16 protein-coding genes are annotated in these 18,408 nt (G+C 35.6%); 10 read left to right on the forward strand and 6 right to left on the reverse strand.

Annotation, left to right across the window (positions count from 1 at the left end):
* The first annotated feature begins 20 nt into the window (after positions 1–20).
* The 6 genes from argC to argH all read left to right on the forward strand — a co-directional run bounded on the left by argC (position 21) and on the right by argH (position 7,189).
* Positions 21–1,007, forward strand: coding sequence for an N-acetyl-gamma-glutamyl-phosphate reductase (gene argC, locus EG348_RS15995; protein ID WP_123983988.1), 987 nt, complete (start codon positions 21–23; stop codon positions 1,005–1,007).
* Between the two features lie 270 nt (positions 1,008–1,277).
* Positions 1,278–2,417 (forward strand): aspartate aminotransferase family protein, encoded by a 1,140-nt coding sequence (locus EG348_RS16000; protein ID WP_123983989.1) that lies wholly within the window; start codon positions 1,278–1,280, stop codon positions 2,415–2,417.
* 235 nt (positions 2,418–2,652) lie between these two features.
* Positions 2,653–3,612 carry an N-acetylornithine carbamoyltransferase gene (locus EG348_RS16005; protein WP_123983990.1) on the forward strand — a complete coding sequence of 320 codons (960 nt, stop codon included), beginning with the start codon at positions 2,653–2,655 and terminating at the stop codon, positions 3,610–3,612.
* A 7-nt stretch (positions 3,613–3,619) separates the two neighbouring features.
* Complete coding sequence (gene argB, locus EG348_RS16010) at positions 3,620–4,414, forward strand: acetylglutamate kinase (RefSeq protein WP_123983991.1); 795 nt, start codon at positions 3,620–3,622, stop codon at positions 4,412–4,414.
* Entirely contained in the window at positions 4,389–5,471 is a 1,083-nt protein-coding gene (locus EG348_RS16015; protein WP_123983992.1) for a M20 family metallo-hydrolase, read from the forward strand. The genes argB and EG348_RS16015 overlap by 26 nt, the downstream gene beginning before the upstream one ends.
* A 413-nt stretch (positions 5,472–5,884) precedes the next feature.
* Positions 5,885–7,189, forward strand: a complete 1,305-nt coding sequence (gene argH / locus EG348_RS16020) for an argininosuccinate lyase (RefSeq protein WP_123983993.1) — start codon at positions 5,885–5,887, stop codon at positions 7,187–7,189.
* Between the two features lie 161 nt (positions 7,190–7,350).
* Here argH and EG348_RS16025 read toward each other — a convergent pair whose 3' ends face one another.
* Entirely contained in the window at positions 7,351–7,812 is a 462-nt protein-coding gene (locus EG348_RS16025) for an Lrp/AsnC family transcriptional regulator (protein WP_123983994.1), read from the reverse strand.
* A 244-nt stretch (positions 7,813–8,056) separates the two neighbouring features.
* On the opposite strand from EG348_RS16025, the gene EG348_RS16030 reads away from it, so the two are divergent.
* From EG348_RS16030 to carB, 4 genes are all read left to right on the forward strand, one after another.
* Positions 8,057–8,947: an aspartate carbamoyltransferase catalytic subunit gene (locus tag EG348_RS16030; protein ID WP_123983995.1), complete on the forward strand. Its 891-nt coding sequence runs from the start codon at positions 8,057–8,059 to the stop codon at positions 8,945–8,947.
* Positions 8,948–9,024: 77 nt separating this feature from the next.
* A complete protein-coding gene (locus tag EG348_RS16035; RefSeq protein WP_123983996.1) occupies positions 9,025–10,098 on the forward strand; it encodes a carbamoyl phosphate synthase small subunit in 1,074 nt (357 codons plus the stop codon).
* Positions 10,099–10,131: 33 nt separating this feature from the next.
* Positions 10,132–10,578, forward strand: coding sequence for an IS200/IS605 family transposase (gene tnpA / locus EG348_RS16040; RefSeq protein WP_123983997.1), 447 nt, complete (start codon positions 10,132–10,134; stop codon positions 10,576–10,578).
* Between the two features lie 181 nt (positions 10,579–10,759).
* Positions 10,760–13,939 carry a carbamoyl-phosphate synthase large subunit gene (gene carB, locus EG348_RS16045; protein WP_123983998.1) on the forward strand — a complete coding sequence of 1,060 codons (3,180 nt, stop codon included), beginning with the start codon at positions 10,760–10,762 and terminating at the stop codon, positions 13,937–13,939.
* Between the two features lie 313 nt (positions 13,940–14,252).
* Here carB and EG348_RS16050 read toward each other — a convergent pair whose 3' ends face one another.
* The 5 genes from EG348_RS16050 to EG348_RS16070 form a co-directional block, all read right to left on the reverse strand.
* Entirely contained in the window at positions 14,253–15,035 is a 783-nt protein-coding gene (locus EG348_RS16050; protein ID WP_123983999.1) for an SDR family oxidoreductase, read from the reverse strand.
* A gap of 171 nt (positions 15,036–15,206) precedes the next feature.
* On the reverse strand, positions 15,207–16,031 hold the full coding sequence (locus EG348_RS16055; protein ID WP_123984000.1) for an amidohydrolase family protein: 825 nt from the start codon (positions 16,029–16,031) through the stop codon (positions 15,207–15,209).
* 27 nt (positions 16,032–16,058) lie between these two features.
* Positions 16,059–16,388: an L-rhamnose mutarotase gene (locus EG348_RS16060; protein ID WP_123984001.1), complete on the reverse strand. Its 330-nt coding sequence runs from the start codon at positions 16,386–16,388 to the stop codon at positions 16,059–16,061.
* Positions 16,385–17,236: a fumarylacetoacetate hydrolase family protein gene (locus EG348_RS16065; protein WP_123984002.1), complete on the reverse strand. Its 852-nt coding sequence runs from the start codon at positions 17,234–17,236 to the stop codon at positions 16,385–16,387. The genes EG348_RS16060 and EG348_RS16065 overlap by 4 nt, the downstream gene beginning before the upstream one ends.
* 213 nt (positions 17,237–17,449) lie before the next feature.
* The gene (locus EG348_RS16070) at positions 17,450–18,214 is read right to left on the reverse strand and encodes an SDR family NAD(P)-dependent oxidoreductase (protein ID WP_123984003.1); all 765 of its coding nucleotides are present in this window, start codon (positions 18,212–18,214) and stop codon (positions 17,450–17,452) included.
* Positions 18,215–18,408: the final 194 nt, after the last annotated feature.

Genomic DNA, 18,408 nt, shown 5'->3' on the forward strand with positions numbered 1-18,408 from the left:
CAACCTGTGGAAAAAATAAAATGATTGAGATTAATCAAAAAGAAATAAAAACAGCAGGAATAATCGGTGCCAACGGCTACACAGGAAGCGAATTAGTTCGTCTGTTGGCTTTTCATCCCAATGTGACTTTGAGTTTTTTATATAGTCGTTCAAATTCGGGGACAAAGATTTCAGATTTGTACCCGGATTTAGCGACGGTTTGTGAAATGGTTTTAACGGATCAGCCTGAAGATGTAGACATTTTGTTTTTATGTCTTCCTCACAAAGAAAGTCAAAATTGGCTGACTCAGAATGCTGTAAAAGATGAAACGTTAGTAATCGATTTAGGAAATGATTTTCGTTTAGATGGTAATTTAGGAAACAGAAATTTTATCTACGGTTTGCCTGAAATCAACAAAAAACAACTTTTAGGAGCAAAAAGTATTGCAAATCCGGGATGTTTTGCGACAGCGATTCAATTGGCTTTGCTTCCATTAGCTCAGAAAGGATTGTTGAATGAGGTTTACACAACGGGAATTACAGGTTCAACAGGTGCCGGTCAATCTTTACAGCCGACGACGCATTTTACCTGGAGAAACGATAATATTTCAGCCTATAAAACTTTGACACATCAGCATGTGGATGAGATTTTACAGCAGTTAGTTTCTTTTAATACGAATGAAATCAGTCTGAATTTTGTTCCATGGAGAGGAGATTTTACGAGAGGAATTTTTACAAGTTCCACGGTGAAAACAGATTTAGAACTTTCAGATATCAATCAATTGTATCAGGATTTTTATGCAGATGAGCCTTTTGTAAAGGTAAGTGAGAAAGCAATTGATTTAAAACAGGTTGTCAATACCAATCGCTGTGTGATTCATATAGAAAAGAGTGGAAATGTTGCGGTTATTCACTCAGCGATTGACAATTTGTTGAAAGGAGCTTCTGGACAGGCCGTTCAAAACATGAACATTGCAATGGGTTGGGAAGAGAATTTAGGATTGAACTTGAAGCCTGTGGCGTTTTAAATGTCAATTGTCAATAAGCCAATCGTGAATTTTTAAACTCAAAGTAAAACCGACCTAGGAAAATGGAGCGTTAAGAAAAATAGTTTTGTGAACGTTAAAGAAATTCTACTGTTCGAAGCGCGAGACAAATGCCAAATCGAAGAACAAATGTCGATTTCGCGCAAGTTTTAGAATTTTTAGAGAACAAAAATATTTTTTAGCGGAATTTTCCAGTCTTGAATTTTTGTTTCTTTTGTTTCAAGACAAAAGAAATTAATTAAAACAAAAAAAATGAATTTATTCAACGTATATCCATTATTTAATATAAATCCAGTAAAAGCTCAGGGATCATTTCTTTGGGACGATAAAGGAGAAAAATATCTTGATTTTTACGGAGGTCACGCGGTAATTTCTATCGGGCACAACCATCCGCATTATCAAACTCAATTAAAAAAGCAATTAGATAAAATATCTTTCTATTCAAACTCGGTTCAGAATGAATTGCAAACTGAATTAGCTGAGAAATTAGGAAAACTTTCAGGCTTGGAAGATTACAACTTATTTTTATGTAATTCAGGAGCCGAAGCTAACGAAAATGCTTTGAAATTGGCTTCTTTCAATAATGGAAAAAGTAAAGTGCTGTTTTTTTCAGGTTCATTTCACGGCAGAACTTCTGCGGCAGTTTCTGTAACCGATAATCCTAAAATCGTAGCTCCGGTAAATTATGATGAGAGATTCATTAAATCTGAATGGAATAATATCGAACAGCTTGAAGCAATTTTCGAAAAACAAGGAAGTGAAATTTCATCTGTAATTATAGAAGGAATTCAAGGAGTTGGAGGAATTATGATACCAACGATTGAATTTTTAACTAAAACTAAAGAACTGTGTGAAAAATACAATGCTGTTTTGATTTTGGATGAAGTTCAGTCAGGTTACGGAAGAAGCGGATATTTTTTTGCTCATCAGGAATTTGGAATTGAAGCCGATATCATCACAACAGCCAAAGGAATGGGTAATGGTTTCCCAATCGGTGGTGTTTTAATTCACCCAAAATTTCAGGCAAGCAACGGTTTGCTAGGAACAACTTTTGGCGGAAATCACTTAGCTTGTGTTGCTGCGATTGCTGTATTGGACGTAATGAAAGATGAAAATCTCATCGAAAATGCTCAGGAAATGGGCGTTTATATTGAAAATGAAATTAAAGATTTTCCACATATTAAAACCATCCGAAGGAAAGGATTGATGATTGGGATTGAACTCGACAGGGATTGCTCGGAAGTGAGGAACAGCCTGTTGTACAATCATCATATTTTCACAGGAAATTCCAATGATAAGGCTGTGTTGAGGATTCTTCCGGCGCTTAATATTAAAAAAGAAGAAACCGATATTTTTATTAATGCTTTGAAAGAAGTATTGGAGGAAATTTAAACTGTGAAAACATTACGGTCTGTCGTTCTGAATGAAACGAAGTGGAATGAAGAATCTCTTTTTATAATATTAATAGATTCTTCCTTCGTCAGAATGACAAACGCAACTTTCAATTGCTGAGTGAAACGCCCTTGCGAACGTAAAAAATCTTGGTAGTTAAAAAAAACTTTGCGACCATAGCGTTAAAAACTCAACACGAATATGTAAGATAAAAAATCTTTAAAATCAATTCAAAATGAAAAAATTCACCTCTGTAAGCGATATTGAAAACTTACAGGAAATTATAAAAAAAGCTTTACAAATTAAAGAAAATCCTCTTTCGGAAACCGAGAAAGGAAAAGGAAAAACAATAGGACTTGTATTTTTAAATTCAAGTTTGAGAACTCGTTTAAGTAGTCAGATTGCAGCACAAAATTTAGGTTTAAATGTTTTAACTTTAAATGCAGCTCAGGAAGCATGGAATCTGGAATTCGCAGACGGAGCCGTAATGAACGGCGATACGGTAGAGCATATCAAAGATGCCATTGAAGTATTAAATCAATATTGTGACATCATTGCGGTTCGTTGTTTTGCAGGAATGAAAAGCAAGGAAGATGATGTTAACGAAAGCATTTTGAGCCAGTTCGAGAAACATGCGAAAGTTCCGGTAATTTCTCTGGAATCGGCTACTCGTCATCCGTTGCAAAGCTTGGCTGATTGTATCACGATTACCGAAAACTGGAAAGAAGAGCGTAAACCAAAAGTAGTTTTAACTTGGGCGCCTCATATCAAACCGATTGCTCATGCGGTAGGAAATTCCTTCGCAGAATGGATGCAGGAAATGGATGTTGAGCTGGTAATCGCGAATCCAGAAGGCTATGATTTGGATAAAAATTTCACGAAAAATGTAAAAGTGGTTCATAATCAGGATGAGGCGTTAAAAGATGCTGATTTTATTTATGTGAAAAACTGGTCGTCTTTTGACGATTACGCAGCAATGCCTGAAGTGAAAGAAAACTGGATGTTGACGAATGAAAAATTAGCCAACACCAATCAGGCAAAAGTGATGCACTGTCTTCCGGTTCGTCGAAATGTAGAATTGAGTGATGAGGTAATGGATGGTAAAAATTCTATCATTTACCAACAGGCAAAAAACCGGATTTTCTCTGCGCAGGCTGTTTTTTCTGAAATTTTAGATGAAATTAATTCAAAATAATTAAATCATGCAAGAAAAGCTTTTTGTTGTAAAAATCGGCGGTGCTTTAATTGATGATGAGGAATTATTGAACGAATTTCTGAAGCAGTTTTCTGAAATTAAGGAGAAGAAAATTTTAGTTCACGGAGGCGGAAAATTAGCAACAACATTAGCAGATAAATTAGGTGTTGAACAGAAAATGATCAACGGACGAAGAATCACAGATAAAGATACCTTGGATATTGTGGCGATGGTGTATGCAGGAGGAATCAACAAAAATATTGTGGCAAAACTTCAGCATAAAAAATGTAAAGCAATAGGATTTTCGGGAGCTGATGCCAATTTAATTAAAGCAAAAAAAAGAGAACACGCAGAAATAGATTTCGGATTTGTAGGAGATATTGAGAAGAAAAGTGTGAATAAGAAATTGATCTCAAAATTGATTAAACTTAAATTGGTTCCAGTATTTTCAGCGATTACGCACGACAAAAAAGGAAATCTTTTCAATACCAATGCAGACACGATTGCTTCGGTAATTGCTCAGGCTTTGTCTGCAAAATATGATGTAGAATTATTGTATTGTTTTGATAAAGAAGGTGTTTTGGAGGATGTTGAAAATCCTGAATCTGTCATAAAAAATATTTCTGAAGGAGAATTTTCTGTTTTAAAAAATGAAGGAAAACTTCACAAAGGAATTCTACCAAAATTAGAAAACGCTCTTGGAGCCATAAAAAATAATGTAAATAAGGTATTCTTAATTAAAGAAACCGAATTGAAAAACCATATAGAAAACCATCATGCAGGAACTGAAATCTGTTTATAGTAAAGAAGAGTTACTGAATAACGCAGTGGATTTGTTGAAAAAACTGATTGAAATTCCATCATTCAGCAAAGATGAATATAATACGTCTGTGGAGATTGAAAACTTTTTTAAAAAGAACAATATTCCGACAAAACGTTTTAGAAATAACATCTGGGCGGTGAACAAAAATTTTGATGTGTTCAAACCGTCGATTTTGCTGAATACGCATCACGACACCGTAAAACCAAATAAAGCTTACACTTTAGATCCGTTTTTAGCGATTGAAAAGGATGGAAAGCTGTTCGGATTAGGAAGTAATGATGCTGGGGCTTCTCTGGTTTCTATGGCGCAGGTTTTTTTACATTTTTATGATAAAGAAGATTTAAAATATAATTTAGTTGTTGCTTTGACGGCTGAGGAGGAGATTTCAGGTTTTGACGGAATTGAAGCTTTATTTCCCCAACTACCAAATATCGAGCTTGCCATTGTAGGAGAACCAACGCAGATGAATCTGGCAATCGCGGAAAAAGGACTTTTGGTTATTGATGGGGAAATGAAAGGCACTCCTTCTCACGCCGCTCATCCGAATAACGATAATTCAATTGTAAAATGTATGGAAGATTTACAGCAGATTTTAAGCTTTAAATTTCCAAAGGTTTCGGATTATTTGGGTGAAGTTAAAGTTACATTGTCTGGAATTCATGCGGGAGTTCAGCATAACGTAGTTCCGGAATCTTGTGCTTTTACTTTAGATGTTAGGGTTACGGATGAATATTCTAATGAAGAAGCGTTTGAAATCATTCAATCACAGATGAAATCAACCTTAACGGCAAGATCTTTCAGGCTAAATTCTTCAAAAATCGAAATGGATCATACTTTTGTAAAAGCAGGTTTGGAAATTGGGAGGACAACTTACGGTTCACCAACTTCATCTGATCAGGCAATTATTCCGTGTACATCGGTAAAAATCGGTCCCGGTGACAGTAGGCGCTCGCACACTGCGGATGAGTACATATATATAGATGAAATAAAAGAAGGAATTGAGATTTATATCCAGATTCTAGAAAGGGTTTTATAAAACGACTTCGGAAAATGAAGCGTTAAGAAAATTAATTCTGTGAACGTTAAGAAAATTCTACTGTTTGAAGCGCGAAACAAATATTAAATTGAAAAACAAATATTGAATTCGCGCAAGTTTTAGAATTTTTAGAGAACAGAAATAATTTTTAGCTGAAGTTTCCAGTCTTGAAATAATATTCGCCGACTTTATGGAGGCAATTTTTGTTTCTTTTGTTTCAAGACAAAAGAAAAATAAAGAATTTGATTTTAGTTAGTTTTTTACTGTTTTGACTACACTCAGCAGGCAATGAAGTTTGAAATATTTTTAATAAAGATTTATGCAAAAATTAAATTAGAAATGAAAGACTTGTACAAAATAATAAGGTGTCCTGCTGGGTGGTTAAAACAAACTAAATTTTTAAAGAAAAAAATATGAAAAAGATATGGCAGAAGGATGACCTTGCCACCAATATATTAGTCAATAAATTTACAGTCGGGAAAGATCTTGACTTTGATGAGCGTTTAGCAAAATACGACGTTAAAGGTTCGATGGCGCACTGTAAAATGTTGGCAGAAGTAGGAATTATTTCCAATGAAGAGTCAAAGCAGATGTTGTCTGTTTTGGAAGAAATTTTGAAAGATATCGAAAACGAAACTTTTGAAATCGATAAAAATGCGGAAGATATCCATTCACAAGTTGAATCTATTTTAATTGAAAAACTAGGAGATACAGGAAAGAAAATTCATACGGCTCGTTCAAGAAATGACCAGGTTTTGTTGGATATAAAACTGTATCTAGTCGATGAAATCCGTGAAATTACAGCATTGACAGACGAATTCTTTCAAATATTAATCAAACTGGCAGATCAGCATAAAAATGTTCTTCTTCCTGGTTATACCCATTTACAAATCGCAATGCCTTCATCGTTTGGATTGTGGCTTGGAGCTTATGCTGAAGCTTTGTTGGATGATGTTGAAATGTTGTTCTCTGTTAAAAATATCATTAATAAAAATCCATTGGGTTCAGCGGCGGGATATGGTTCGTCTTTCCCGATTGACCGTGAGAGTACGACGTATAATTTAGGTTTTCAATCGATGAATTATAATTCTGTGTATGCTCAAATGACACGCGGGAAGTCGGAAAAAATGTTGTCGATGGCAATGGCAACTTTGGCTGGAACATTAGGAAAATTTGCGTATGATGTTTGCTTATATTTAAGTCAGAATTTTGATTTTATAAGCTTTCCAAATGAGTTTACAACGGGAAGCAGCATCATGCCACACAAGAAAAATCCGGATATTTTCGAATTGGTTCGTGCGCGTTGCAACAGAATTCAGTCGTTACCGAATGAATTTATGTTGTTAACGAGCAATCTTCCTTCAGGCTATCACAGAGATATGCAGTTAACGAAGGAAATTCTTTTCCCTGCAATCGATTCGTTGAAAGAATGTCTTGAAATTTTAAGCTATACCTTACCGAATATTCAGGTGAAAGATGGAATTTTGGAAGATGAAAAGTATAAATACCTTTTCAGTGTAGAAAAGATCAATGAAGAAGTGAAAAACGGAAGTTCATTCCGTGATGCGTACGTAAAAGTAGGGCAGGAGATTGAAAATAATGAGTTTGATTTTGAAATTGGAAATCTAAACCACACCCATCAGGGAAGTATCGGAAATCTTTGTTTGGATAAAATAGAATATCAGTTTAATAAACTGAAAAACAAATTGTTGGGTTGATTTGTTTTAAATTAAGAACTATTCTTAGATGCTTCGACTTAGCTCAGCATGACATCTCTAATACTAACCGTTTTATTAGCGATTCATTTATAGGGTTGTCGTGCTGAGCGAAGTCGAAGCATCTTTAATTTATTAGGAAAAGGCTTGATTTAAATAAAATTTTAACCTAAATCAATCTTAAACTTGGTAGATTTTTTAACCTCATGAAGAACAATAGAACTGTGATATTGTCCAATATTAGGAATATTTGAAATAATATTGACCGCAAATTCATTGTAAGAATTAATATCCTTTGCAATGATTTTCAGCATATAATCGTATTCGCCGGAAAGACTGATAATTTCCTGAACTTCATCATATTGAGTGATGTTTTTCTCGAACGTTTCCAAAACTTTTTTAGATTGTTCTTTCAGACGGACGTTGCAGTAAACAACAATATTTAAACCCAGTTTTTCGCGGTTCAAGAGACCTACATATTTCTCGATAATTCCCTGTTTCTCTAGCTGTTTGATTCTTTCATAAGTCGGAGTAAAGGTAAGACCAATCTTTTCTGAAATGTCTTTCACAGAATAAGTAGAGTCCTCCTGAATGATGCTGAGAATCATTTTGTCTTTTAAGTCCATAAACAAGGTTTGAGTTTTAACAAAAATAGTATTTAAAAATGAAAAGTAAAGAATGATTAAAGTTTTTTAATTTATTTGGAATTTTGGTTTTGTCAGTTTAAGAATTTATTGTATCTTTGCACCTAATGAATAACACAGTATTTATATCATTAGAATTACCGGGCGTAGACGCCCTTTACGATATTTATTTATAGTAAGCGAAGATATTTTCTTCGCTTTTTTTTTGTAAAAAATTTAAGATATTATGTTTACGATTACAGAACTAAGCACCGAGAGAATCAACAGTATACTGGCAGAAGCGATGGCTTTTGCGAATGGAAAAACTGCCAAAATTGAAGGAGAAGTTTTTTGCTCAAATCTCTTTTTTGAAGACAGTACAAGAACGAAAACAAGTTTTGATATTGCCGAAAGAAAATTAGGATTACAAGTGGTTCCTTTCGATGCATCTCACAGTTCGGTAAACAAAGGGGAAAGTTTGTATGATACGGTAAAAACAATTGAAAGTATAGGCGTAAATCTTGTTGTGATAAGAGATAAGAAAGACAGATATTTTGATGAATTAGAAAATATTAAGATTCCTGTCATCAACGGAGGAGACGGAACGGGAAATCACCCTTCACAATGTATGCTGGATCTAATGACAATTTATCAGGAATTCGGAAAATTTGAAGGCTTAAAAGTAGGTATTGTAGGAGATGTAAAGCACAGCCGAGTTGCCAATTCAAATGCAGAAGCATTAAGAAGATTAGGAGCTAAAGTTTACTTCTCAGGACCGGAAGATTGGTTTGACGAAGGCGCTCTAATTAATGGAACTTACTTGTCTGTGGATGAAATGATAAAAGATGTTGACGTATTAATGTTATTAAGAATCCAACATGAAAGACATGATGCAAAAATGAGTTTCTCCGCTTCAGATTACCATAGAAAATATGGTTTGACGAAAGAAAGAGAAAAGGCAATGAAAAAAGAAGCCATCATCATGCATCCAGCACCGATCAACAGAGGAGTTGAGATTGATACAGACTTAGTAGAATGCGAACGTTCAAGAGTTTTCAAACAAATGCAGAACGGAGTCTTCGCAAGAATGGCCATTTTAAAAGAAGCCTTAGAAAAAGAAGGACATACTTTTAAATAAGCTAAATAAAATTAAAAATAAATAAAATAACAGAATGCAGAAGTCTGACTTCTAAAATCTAAAATCTAATTTAAAAAATGAAGAAAAAGTTAATACTGGAATCCGGTGAAGTGTTTCATGGAGAAGGTTTCGGAACAGAATTGGAGACTGCAGGAGAGGTAGTTTTCAATACCGGAATGACGGGTTATCAAGAATTGATTTCTGATCCATCATATTGCGGTCAGATTGTTTGTATGACTTATCCGCTAATCGGAAACTATGGGATTAATAGAGATGATTATGAGAGTATCGAGCCGGCTATCAAAGGTCTTATTGTAAAAGAAGTTTGTGATTTGCCTTCAAATTTCCGTACTCAGATTACTTTAGATGAATTATTTAAAAAGAAAAACCTTTCAGGGATTTCAGGAATTGATACAAGAAGACTGACAAGAATTCTACGTAATTCCGGAGTAGTAAAAGGTAAAATTGTAAATGCTGATGCTGACGAAAATACAGTTATAGCAGAATTAAAAGGTACAACATTCCCAACAAATCAAGTGGAAACTGTTTCTACAAAAACTTCTTACGCAAATCCGGGTAGAGGTTTGAAAGTTGTGTTGGTAGATTTTGGATCTAAATTAGGGATTATCAGAGAATTATCTCAAAGAAACTGCGATATCACCGTTGTTTCTCATGATACAACAGCAGAAGAGATTTTATTAATGGATCCGGATGGAATTATGTTGTCAAATGGTCCTGGTGACCCTGAAGATAACCAACAAGCCTTAGAAATGATCCGTGGATTATTAGGAAAAGTTCCAATCTTCGGGATCTGTTTAGGACACCAATTAATCGGATTGGCTTGTGGAGCGAAAACTTTCAAGTTAAAATTCGGACACAGAGGAGGAAATCACCCAGTTTTAGATTTAGAGAAAAATAAAGTAGCAATTACTTCTCAAAACCATGGTTACGCTGTTGATCAGGAAAGTTTGAAAGGAACAGATTTAATTGAAACTCACATCGCACTGAACGACAGAACAAACGAAGGTTTGAAACATAAAATTCACCCTTGTTTCTCAGTTCAGTATCACCCGGAAGCAAGTCCAGGTCCGGAAGATGCGAATTACTTGTTTGATGATTTCATCACCTTGATGGAGGATTTCAAAAAGTAGGAAGAATTAGCAATTTAGATTTAATAGATATAAATGTCAACATTCCGTCAAATATATTATCAGATTGTATTTAGTACGAAGCATAGAAAACCTGTGTTGAGTATTGAGCATGAAGATCAATTATATAAATATATTTGGGGAATTGTCAAGAATAAAAACTGCAAACTTTATAGGATTAATGGAATGCCAGATCATATTCATTTATTTACAGATTTACATCCATCAGTTTCTTTAAGCAGTTTTGTAAAAGATATTAAGGTTTCAAGCAACTTGTGGATAAAGCAAAGTGAACTATTTCCTGATTTTGAAGAATGGCAAAATGGTTACGGCGCATTTACTTATTCGGAAAGAGAAAAAGATATGATCATGAATTATATTAAAAATCAAAAAGAGCATCATAAAACTGAATCTTTTGAGGATGAATATAAGAATTTGCTAAAATCTCATGGAGTTGAATTTGATGAAAAATATCTGTGGTAAATAATATTCAACCCATTTATGGGTTGTTGGAATGATTTAATTATCCAATCCATAGGTTTCACCTACGGCTATTAAGATTCAGCCACTTCGTGGCTGCCCAGCAAAAATATGAGGAGAACCATGAAATGGTTCAACAATAATAGCCACGGATACAATCCATGGAACAATAAAAAAGAAAAAAATGAAAAGAAACGACATAAAAACAATTTTAGTAATAGGTTCAGGACCAATCATCATCGGTCAGGCAGCAGAATTTGATTACGCAGGAACGCAGGCTTGTCTGTCTTTGAGAGAAGAAGGGTACAAGGTTATTTTGATTAATTCAAACCCTGCAACGATTATGACGGATGTTGAAATCGCTGATAAAGTATATATCGAGCCGATTTCACTTCAGTTTGTAAGTCATATCATCAGAAAAGAGCGTCCGGATGCACTTTTACCGACACTTGGTGGGCAAACGGGGTTGAACATGGCGGTAGAATTGGAAAAATCAGGAATTCTTGAAGAATGTAAAGTTGAGGTTCTTGGAACTAAACTTTCTGCGATCAACAGAGCGGAAGACAGAGATTTGTTCCGTGAATTAATGAGAGAATTGAATGAACCCGTTCCTGAATCCGACATCGTTACAACAGTTGAAGGAGCAATTAATTTTGCCAATGAAATTGGTTATCCGGTAATTGTTCGTCCTGCCTTCACAATGGGTGGAACAGGAGGAGGAATCGCTTCAAATGAAATCGAATTAAAAGAAATTGCTGAATTAGGGCTAAAATATAGCCCTGTTACACAGTGTCTTATCGAAAGATCAATCGCAGGTTTCAAGGAAATAGAATATGAGGTAATGCGTGATGCAAACGACAACGCGATTGTGGTTTGTAACATGGAAAATATAGATCCGGTTGGAGTTCACACAGGTGACTCGATCGTTGTGGCGCCTTCTCAGACACTTTCTGATAGAGAGTATCAATTATTGAGAAATGCTTCACTAAAAATCATCAGAGCATTAGGAATTGAAGGAGGATGTAACGTACAGTTGGCTTTAGACCCTCACTCATTCGAATATTACATCATCGAAGTTAACCCGAGAGTTTCTCGTTCATCAGCTTTAGCATCAAAAGCAACAGGATATCCGATTGCTAAAATTGCTGCTAAAATTGCGGTTGGATTAACTTTAGATGAAATCATGAATCCGGTTACAGGTAAAACATACGCTTGTTTTGAACCGGCTTTAGATTACGTGGTAACTAAATTCCCAAGATTCCCATTCGATAAATTCGAAACGGCAGACAGAAGATTGTCGACTCAGATGAAAGCGACAGGAGAAGTAATGGCAATCGGAAGAAATTTCGAAGAATCTTTACAGAAAGCAGTTCGTTCTTTGGAAACTGGCTTGAGACATTTAGGCTTAAAAACAAAACAGGCTGCAGCGTTAACAGACGAAGATATCGAAAGAAGAATCAGAGTTTGTGATGACGAAAGATTGTTCATCATTTGTGACGCTTTAAGAAGAGGGTACGACTGGGAACAAATCGTAGAATGGAGTAAAATTGATAAATTCTTCATCTGGAAATTAAAGAAATTAGTTGATTTCGAAAAAACAATTGCCGCCCATAAATTCGACAAAGAAATTTTAATTCAAGCTAAAAAATTAGGTTTCTCAGATCAGAATATCGCTCACTTATGGGAGTCTACTCAAAGAGAAGTGTACAACTTCAGAAAAGAGAATGGCGTAATTCCGGTTTACAAAATGGTAGACACTTGTGCTGCTGAATTTGAAAGCGAAACCCCATATTTCTACGGAACTTACGAAGAGGAAAACGAAAGTATCGTTACAGATAAAGAAAAGATCATCGTTTTAGGTTCAGGGCCAATTAGAATCGGACAAGGAGTTGAGTTTGATTATGCAACGGTTCACTCGGTTTGGGCAATCAAAGAATTGGGTTACGAAGCAATTATCATCAATAATAACCCTGAAACAGTTTCTACAGACTTCTCAATTTCAGATAAATTATACTTCGAACCTTTAACGGAAGAAGATGTAATGAGCATCATCGATCTTGAAAAACCAATGGGAGTTGTTGTTCAGTTCGGAGGTCAGACAGCAATCAATTTAGCCGATAAATTAGCAAGTTACGGAGTGAAAATCCTAGGAACTTCATTGGAAGATCTTGACAGAGCTGAAAACAGAGATAAGTTTGAAAAAGCCCTTCAGGAAATGGGAATTCCTCAGCCTTTAGGAAAAACTTCAACTTCAAAAGAAGAAGCGATAAAAATTGCTAACGAAATTGGATATCCGGTGTTGGTTCGTCCAAGCTACGTGTTAGGAGGTAGAGCAATGGAAATTGTTTACACTGAAGCTGAACTTGCTCACTACATGGAGTTTGCAGTAGATGCAAGTCCTGATCAGCCGGTTTTAGTAGACCGTTACATCACAGGAAAAGAGGTTGAGGTAGACGCAATTTGCGATGGTGAAACAGTTGTGATTCCGGGAATTATGGAGCATATCGAAAGAGCCGGAGTTCACTCAGGAGACTCAATCGCAGTGTATCCGCCACAGAATGTGACTCAGGCAGAAATCGATACTTTGGTAGATTACACTCAAAGATTAGCTAAAGGATTGAATGTGATCGGATTAATGAATATCCAATACGTTTTACTTGACGGTAATGTTTACGTGATCGAAGTAAATCCACGTTCATCAAGAACAGTTCCTTTCTTATCTAAAATCACGGAAGTTCCGATGGCAAATCTTGCTACAAAAGCAATTTTAGGTCAGAAACTGAAAGATTTAGGCTACAAAAACGGATTGGTTCCAAATAAAGAAGGAGTTTATGTAAAAGTTCCTGTATTTTCTTTCTCTAAATTAACGAAAGTTGATATCTCTCTAGGTCCAGAAATGAAATCTACAGGAGAAGTTATGGGGAAAGACACAACGCTGGAAAAAGCTCTTTACAAAGGATTGGTTGCAGCAGGAAGAAAAGTTCCAATGCACGGTTCAATCTTATTCACGGTAGCTGATAAACACAAACAGGAAGCGGCTGATTTGGCAGCAAGATTCCATGAAGTTGGTTTCAGAATCTGGGCAACGGAAGGAACTGCAAAATTCTTTGCAGAACAGGGAATTCCTTGTAAGATCGGATACAAAATCGGAGAGGACAGCGTTAACTTAATTGATCTGATCCAAAAAGGAAAAGTTCAGTATGTTGTGAACACGATGACAAAAGGAAAACAGTCTGAAAGAGACGGTTTCCAGATCAGAAGAATGAGTGTTGAGAATGGTGTTCCTTGTTTAACATCAATGGATACAGTGGAAGCAATCTTGAAAGTTATCGAAAGTATGAGTTTCAAAATGGAGACGATGTAATTTCGAAACTAAAATATAAATTTAAAACGCATCTTTTTAAAGGTGCGTTTTTTGTTTTTACTACATAGGAAAATGGAGCGTTAAGAAAATTAAAAATTAATCCGTTAAAAAATTCCCACTGTTCGAAGCGCGACACGAATATTGAACCGAAGAATCAACATTAAATTCGCACAAGTTTTGGGAATTTTAGGATTAAATTTTAATTTTTAGCGAAAGTTTCCAAGTCTTGAACTTTTGGTTCTTTTGTTTCAAGACAAAAGAATATCTGAAAATTAAATTGAATTAAAATTGAATGATGAAAATTTTTATTAATTTATTCCAAACTCCTGTCCAAATGCACATATCCGCCATCCACATGAATCAATTGCCCTGTTGTATGTGAAGATCTTTCTGATAAAAGAAAAGCAGCCATATTAGCAATTTCCTCTGAGGTCGTCATGCGGTTTTCGAATGGTATTTTTGAGGTAATACTTTTCAATTTTTCCTCCGGATTTTCAAAGGTAGAAATCCACGATTGATAAAGCGGTGTCCATGCTTCTGCAACAATAATCGCATTCACACGAATACTGTAAGGTAAAAGCTCGACCGCCCATTCTCTTGTCAAAGCATTTCTTGCACCGTTCGCAGCAGCATAGCCTGACGTTCCGCCTTGTCCGGTTTCTGCGGTCTTGCTGCCAATATTTACAATTGAACCTTTGCTTTCCTTAAGATAGGGAAATGCGTGATGCACCAAGAGATAATAATGCACAACATTTTTGTGATATGATTCAAGGAATCCTTCATACGAGCCATTTTCCAGACCAACACCATCGTTGACACCTGCATTGTTGACAATACCATCAATTTTTCCGTATTTTTTTACGACTTCATCGATGGCTTTTTTGCATTCTTCGGGTTGGGAAAGCTCGGCGGTAACGAAATCCGCTTTTCCTCCAAGATCTAGGATTTCCTGAATGGCTTTTTTGTTGTCATCTTCGTTTCTGCCAATGATTACCGGCAATGCATTTTCTTCGGCTAAGATTTGCGCAATGGCATTTCCGATGCCTTTTGCACCGCCGCTTACGATAATTATTTTATTATCAAGATTTAGGTTCATAATTTTGGGTTATGTTTTTTAACGCAAAGAGCGCAAAGATTTTTTTTAATATTGTTCTGCATATTTTTCGTTCGCAAAGGCGTTTGACTACGTCGAATCTTCGATTTCACTCAGCAAATACCATAAAGTTTTATCACGTTAATCTTTTGTCACTTTTGCGGTAATAAAAAATTATAAATTGTAAAATTTCACTGCATTTCCCGAGAAAAAAAGTTCCTGTTCTTCTTTTGAAAACTGTATCAGATATTTTGAAATCAATTCCAGCCACAAAGCGTAATTTCCGCCTAATAGCATGACGGGCCAATCACTTCCAAAAACTACACGTTTGATTCCGAATTGTAAAAAAATGAAATCCAAAATTTCAAAAATTGTTTTTTCATCAATATTATTCCAGCTTCCCTGAGTCAAAAGTCCCGAAATTTTACAATAAATGTTAGGATTTTTAGCGAGTTCAGAAATATTAGATTTCCAGTCTTTTAAATCATTTGTTTTCAAATCTGGTTTTCCGCAATGATCCAAAATAAAAGATTGATCGGGCAATTTTTCCAAAAGTTTTACTGCATCCAAAAGTTGATCCTGTCTCAACAAAATATCGAAAGTATAGGCATATTGATGAAGTGCGGAAATTCCGTTCAGTACATTTTTTTGCAGTAAAAAACCGATTTCTTCTCCTTCAGCAATATGTCTGAAACCTTTAATCAATTTTTCAGACTGATAGTTTTTAAGTGATTGTTCAAGCTTGTCAGAAGTCAAATCAATCCAGCCGATAATGCCCTTAATAAAATGATTTTCTTTAGCTAAATTTACTAGAAAAGCTGTTTCTTCATCACTTTGATCAGCCTGAACTGCAACGCAGCCATTAATGCTGTTTTCATTTAAATATAAAGAAAAATCTTCCGGCAGAAAGTCTTTTCGGATTACGGTCATATCTTTCGTAATCCATGCATCGCGAATCGGATCAAATTTCCAAAAATGTACGTGAGAATCAATAATCATTTTTAATTATTTTTTTCTGAAATCAATTTATAATGAAAATATTTTATCCATCAACTGCCACTTTTCATCGGGCTTTGAATTGGGTAACTGTTTTTGAAATTTCCACATCAATTCCTCCCATTCGTGAACTTTTGAATTGTTTTTATCTGCTTCATTTTTAGCTTCGAAAGAAAAATTTTCATCTGCTTCCACAATCATAAACAGTCTATTTTGAACACGATAAATCTCCATATTTGTAATTCCTGAATCCAAAATACTTTGTTTGACTTCAGTCCAAACGTTTTGGTGATACTTTTCGTATTCCGCAATCAATTCAGGATCATCAATTAAATCAAGGGCTAGACAAAATTTTTTCATTCTCCGTACGCTTTTACTTTTTGAGTACTGGTTCCTAAACCGTCAATTCCCAATTCTACCACATCACCCGGTTTCAGGTACCAAGGCTCAGGTTTTTGTCCCAAACCGACACCAGCAGGCGTTCCTGTACTGATCACATCCCCCGGAAGCAAAGTCATAAACTGACTGATATAGCTTATCATAAATGGAACATTAAAAATGAGATTGGAAGTATTTCCGTCCTGTAGCATTTGTCCGTTGACTTTAAGCCACAAACGAAGGTTGTGAATATCTTCAATTTCGTCAGGCGTTGCAATGAAAGGTCCGATTGGCGCAAATGTATCACAGCTTTTTCCTTTTACCCACTGTCCGTTTCTTTCCAGTTGGAAAGCTCTTTCACTATAATCGTTGTGCAAAACGTAACCTGCAACGTGTTCAAGTGCATTTTCCTCGGAAACATAACTTGCTTTTTTTCCTATAACGATACCCAATTCAACTTCCCAGTCGGTTTTTGTACTGGTTTTAGGAATAATCAAATTGTCGTTCGGACCTACGATTGCGGTAGTAGCTTTAAAAAACAAAATGGGTTCCTGCGGAATCGGAGCGTTGGTTTCAGCGGCATGATCTTTGTAATTCAGTCCGACACAGATGATTTTGGAAGGTCTTGCCAAAGGAGCTCCCAATCGTTCATCAAGCGAAATTTCAGGTAGATTCTGCGTATTTATTTCTGCTTTTAAATTTTCTATAGCATCGTCGGAGAAAAAGTTTTCATCATAATCTTTTACCAGATGGGAAACATCATATCTTTTCTCGCCGATAATTACTCCCGGTTTTTCTTGTCCCGGTTTTCCGAATTTTATTAATTTCATTTTTTACTTATATTATTTTATGAGGAGCTTTTGATTACATGGAAAAGCTATTTAATTTTTTATTTGAAGCTTTTTCCCGCTATCCACTATATCTTTTGGGTTACGGCTTCCGCTTTGCTCCAGCCGCAACCCAAAAGGATGCCGTTTCTATCGGGGCTAGGACTGCAGTCTAGTATTTAAACGTTGTAAAAATTCACAAAGTTTAAACAGATTTTAATTATTCAAAGTAGTGAAACCGCCATCAATAGGATAATCTACACCTGTTATGAATGAAGCTTCATCACTGCAAAGATAAAGTGCTAAAGAAGCAACTTCTTCAGGTTGAGCCATTCTTCCGATCGGTTGGGTTTTCGACAGTTTTTCAAACATTTCTTCGATGTTATCTGGATAATTATTCTTTAAAAATCCATCCACGAAAGGCGTGTGTACCCGCGCCGGAGAAATGGAATTACAACGAATATTTTCATTAATATAATCTTTGGCAACACTCATGGTCATTGCTTTTACGGCACCTTTAGCCATGCTGTAAGCAAAACGATCAGGAATTCCGACCAATGCGGCAATTGAAGCCATGTTAATAATCACACCGCCTCCTGATTTTCTAATCTGTGGAATGGCAGCAAAGAGACAATTGTAAACCCCTTTAATATTGACATTATAAATTCTGTCGAAATCTTCTTCTGAAGTGGTATCTGCTTTTCCAATGTGCGCAATTCCTGCATTATTGACAAGAATGTTGATCGCTCCAATTTGTTCAAAAACGGCTAAAACATCTTTCTGTTTTGAAACATCACAGGCATACACTGTAGCATTTCCTCCGGAAGATTTTATTTTTTCCAGCGTTTCCTGTCCATTTTGCTCTGTAATTTCAAGAATGTGAACTTCTGCACCATTGGCTGCAAGCTGAACCGCAATGGCTTGTCCGATTCCGCTTCCTCCGCCTGTTACAAGGGCTTTTTTATTTTTTAAAGAAAACATTTTTATATTAAATTTTATTGGTAATTTATTTTAACGCAAAGGGCGCAAAGATTTTTTTGACAACTAACTGTTTTTAAGTTCGCAATGGCGTTTCACTCAGCTAAGATTAGAAAGGTTTTATTTTTTTTAAGCTTCATGCGACTTGTCGCAACCTTTGCTTCTTAACCTTTTCATTATTATATATAAATCTGTGC

This window comes from Chryseobacterium sp. G0201, assembly GCF_003815655.1.
Lineage (GTDB): Bacteria > Bacteroidota > Bacteroidia > Flavobacteriales > Weeksellaceae > Chryseobacterium.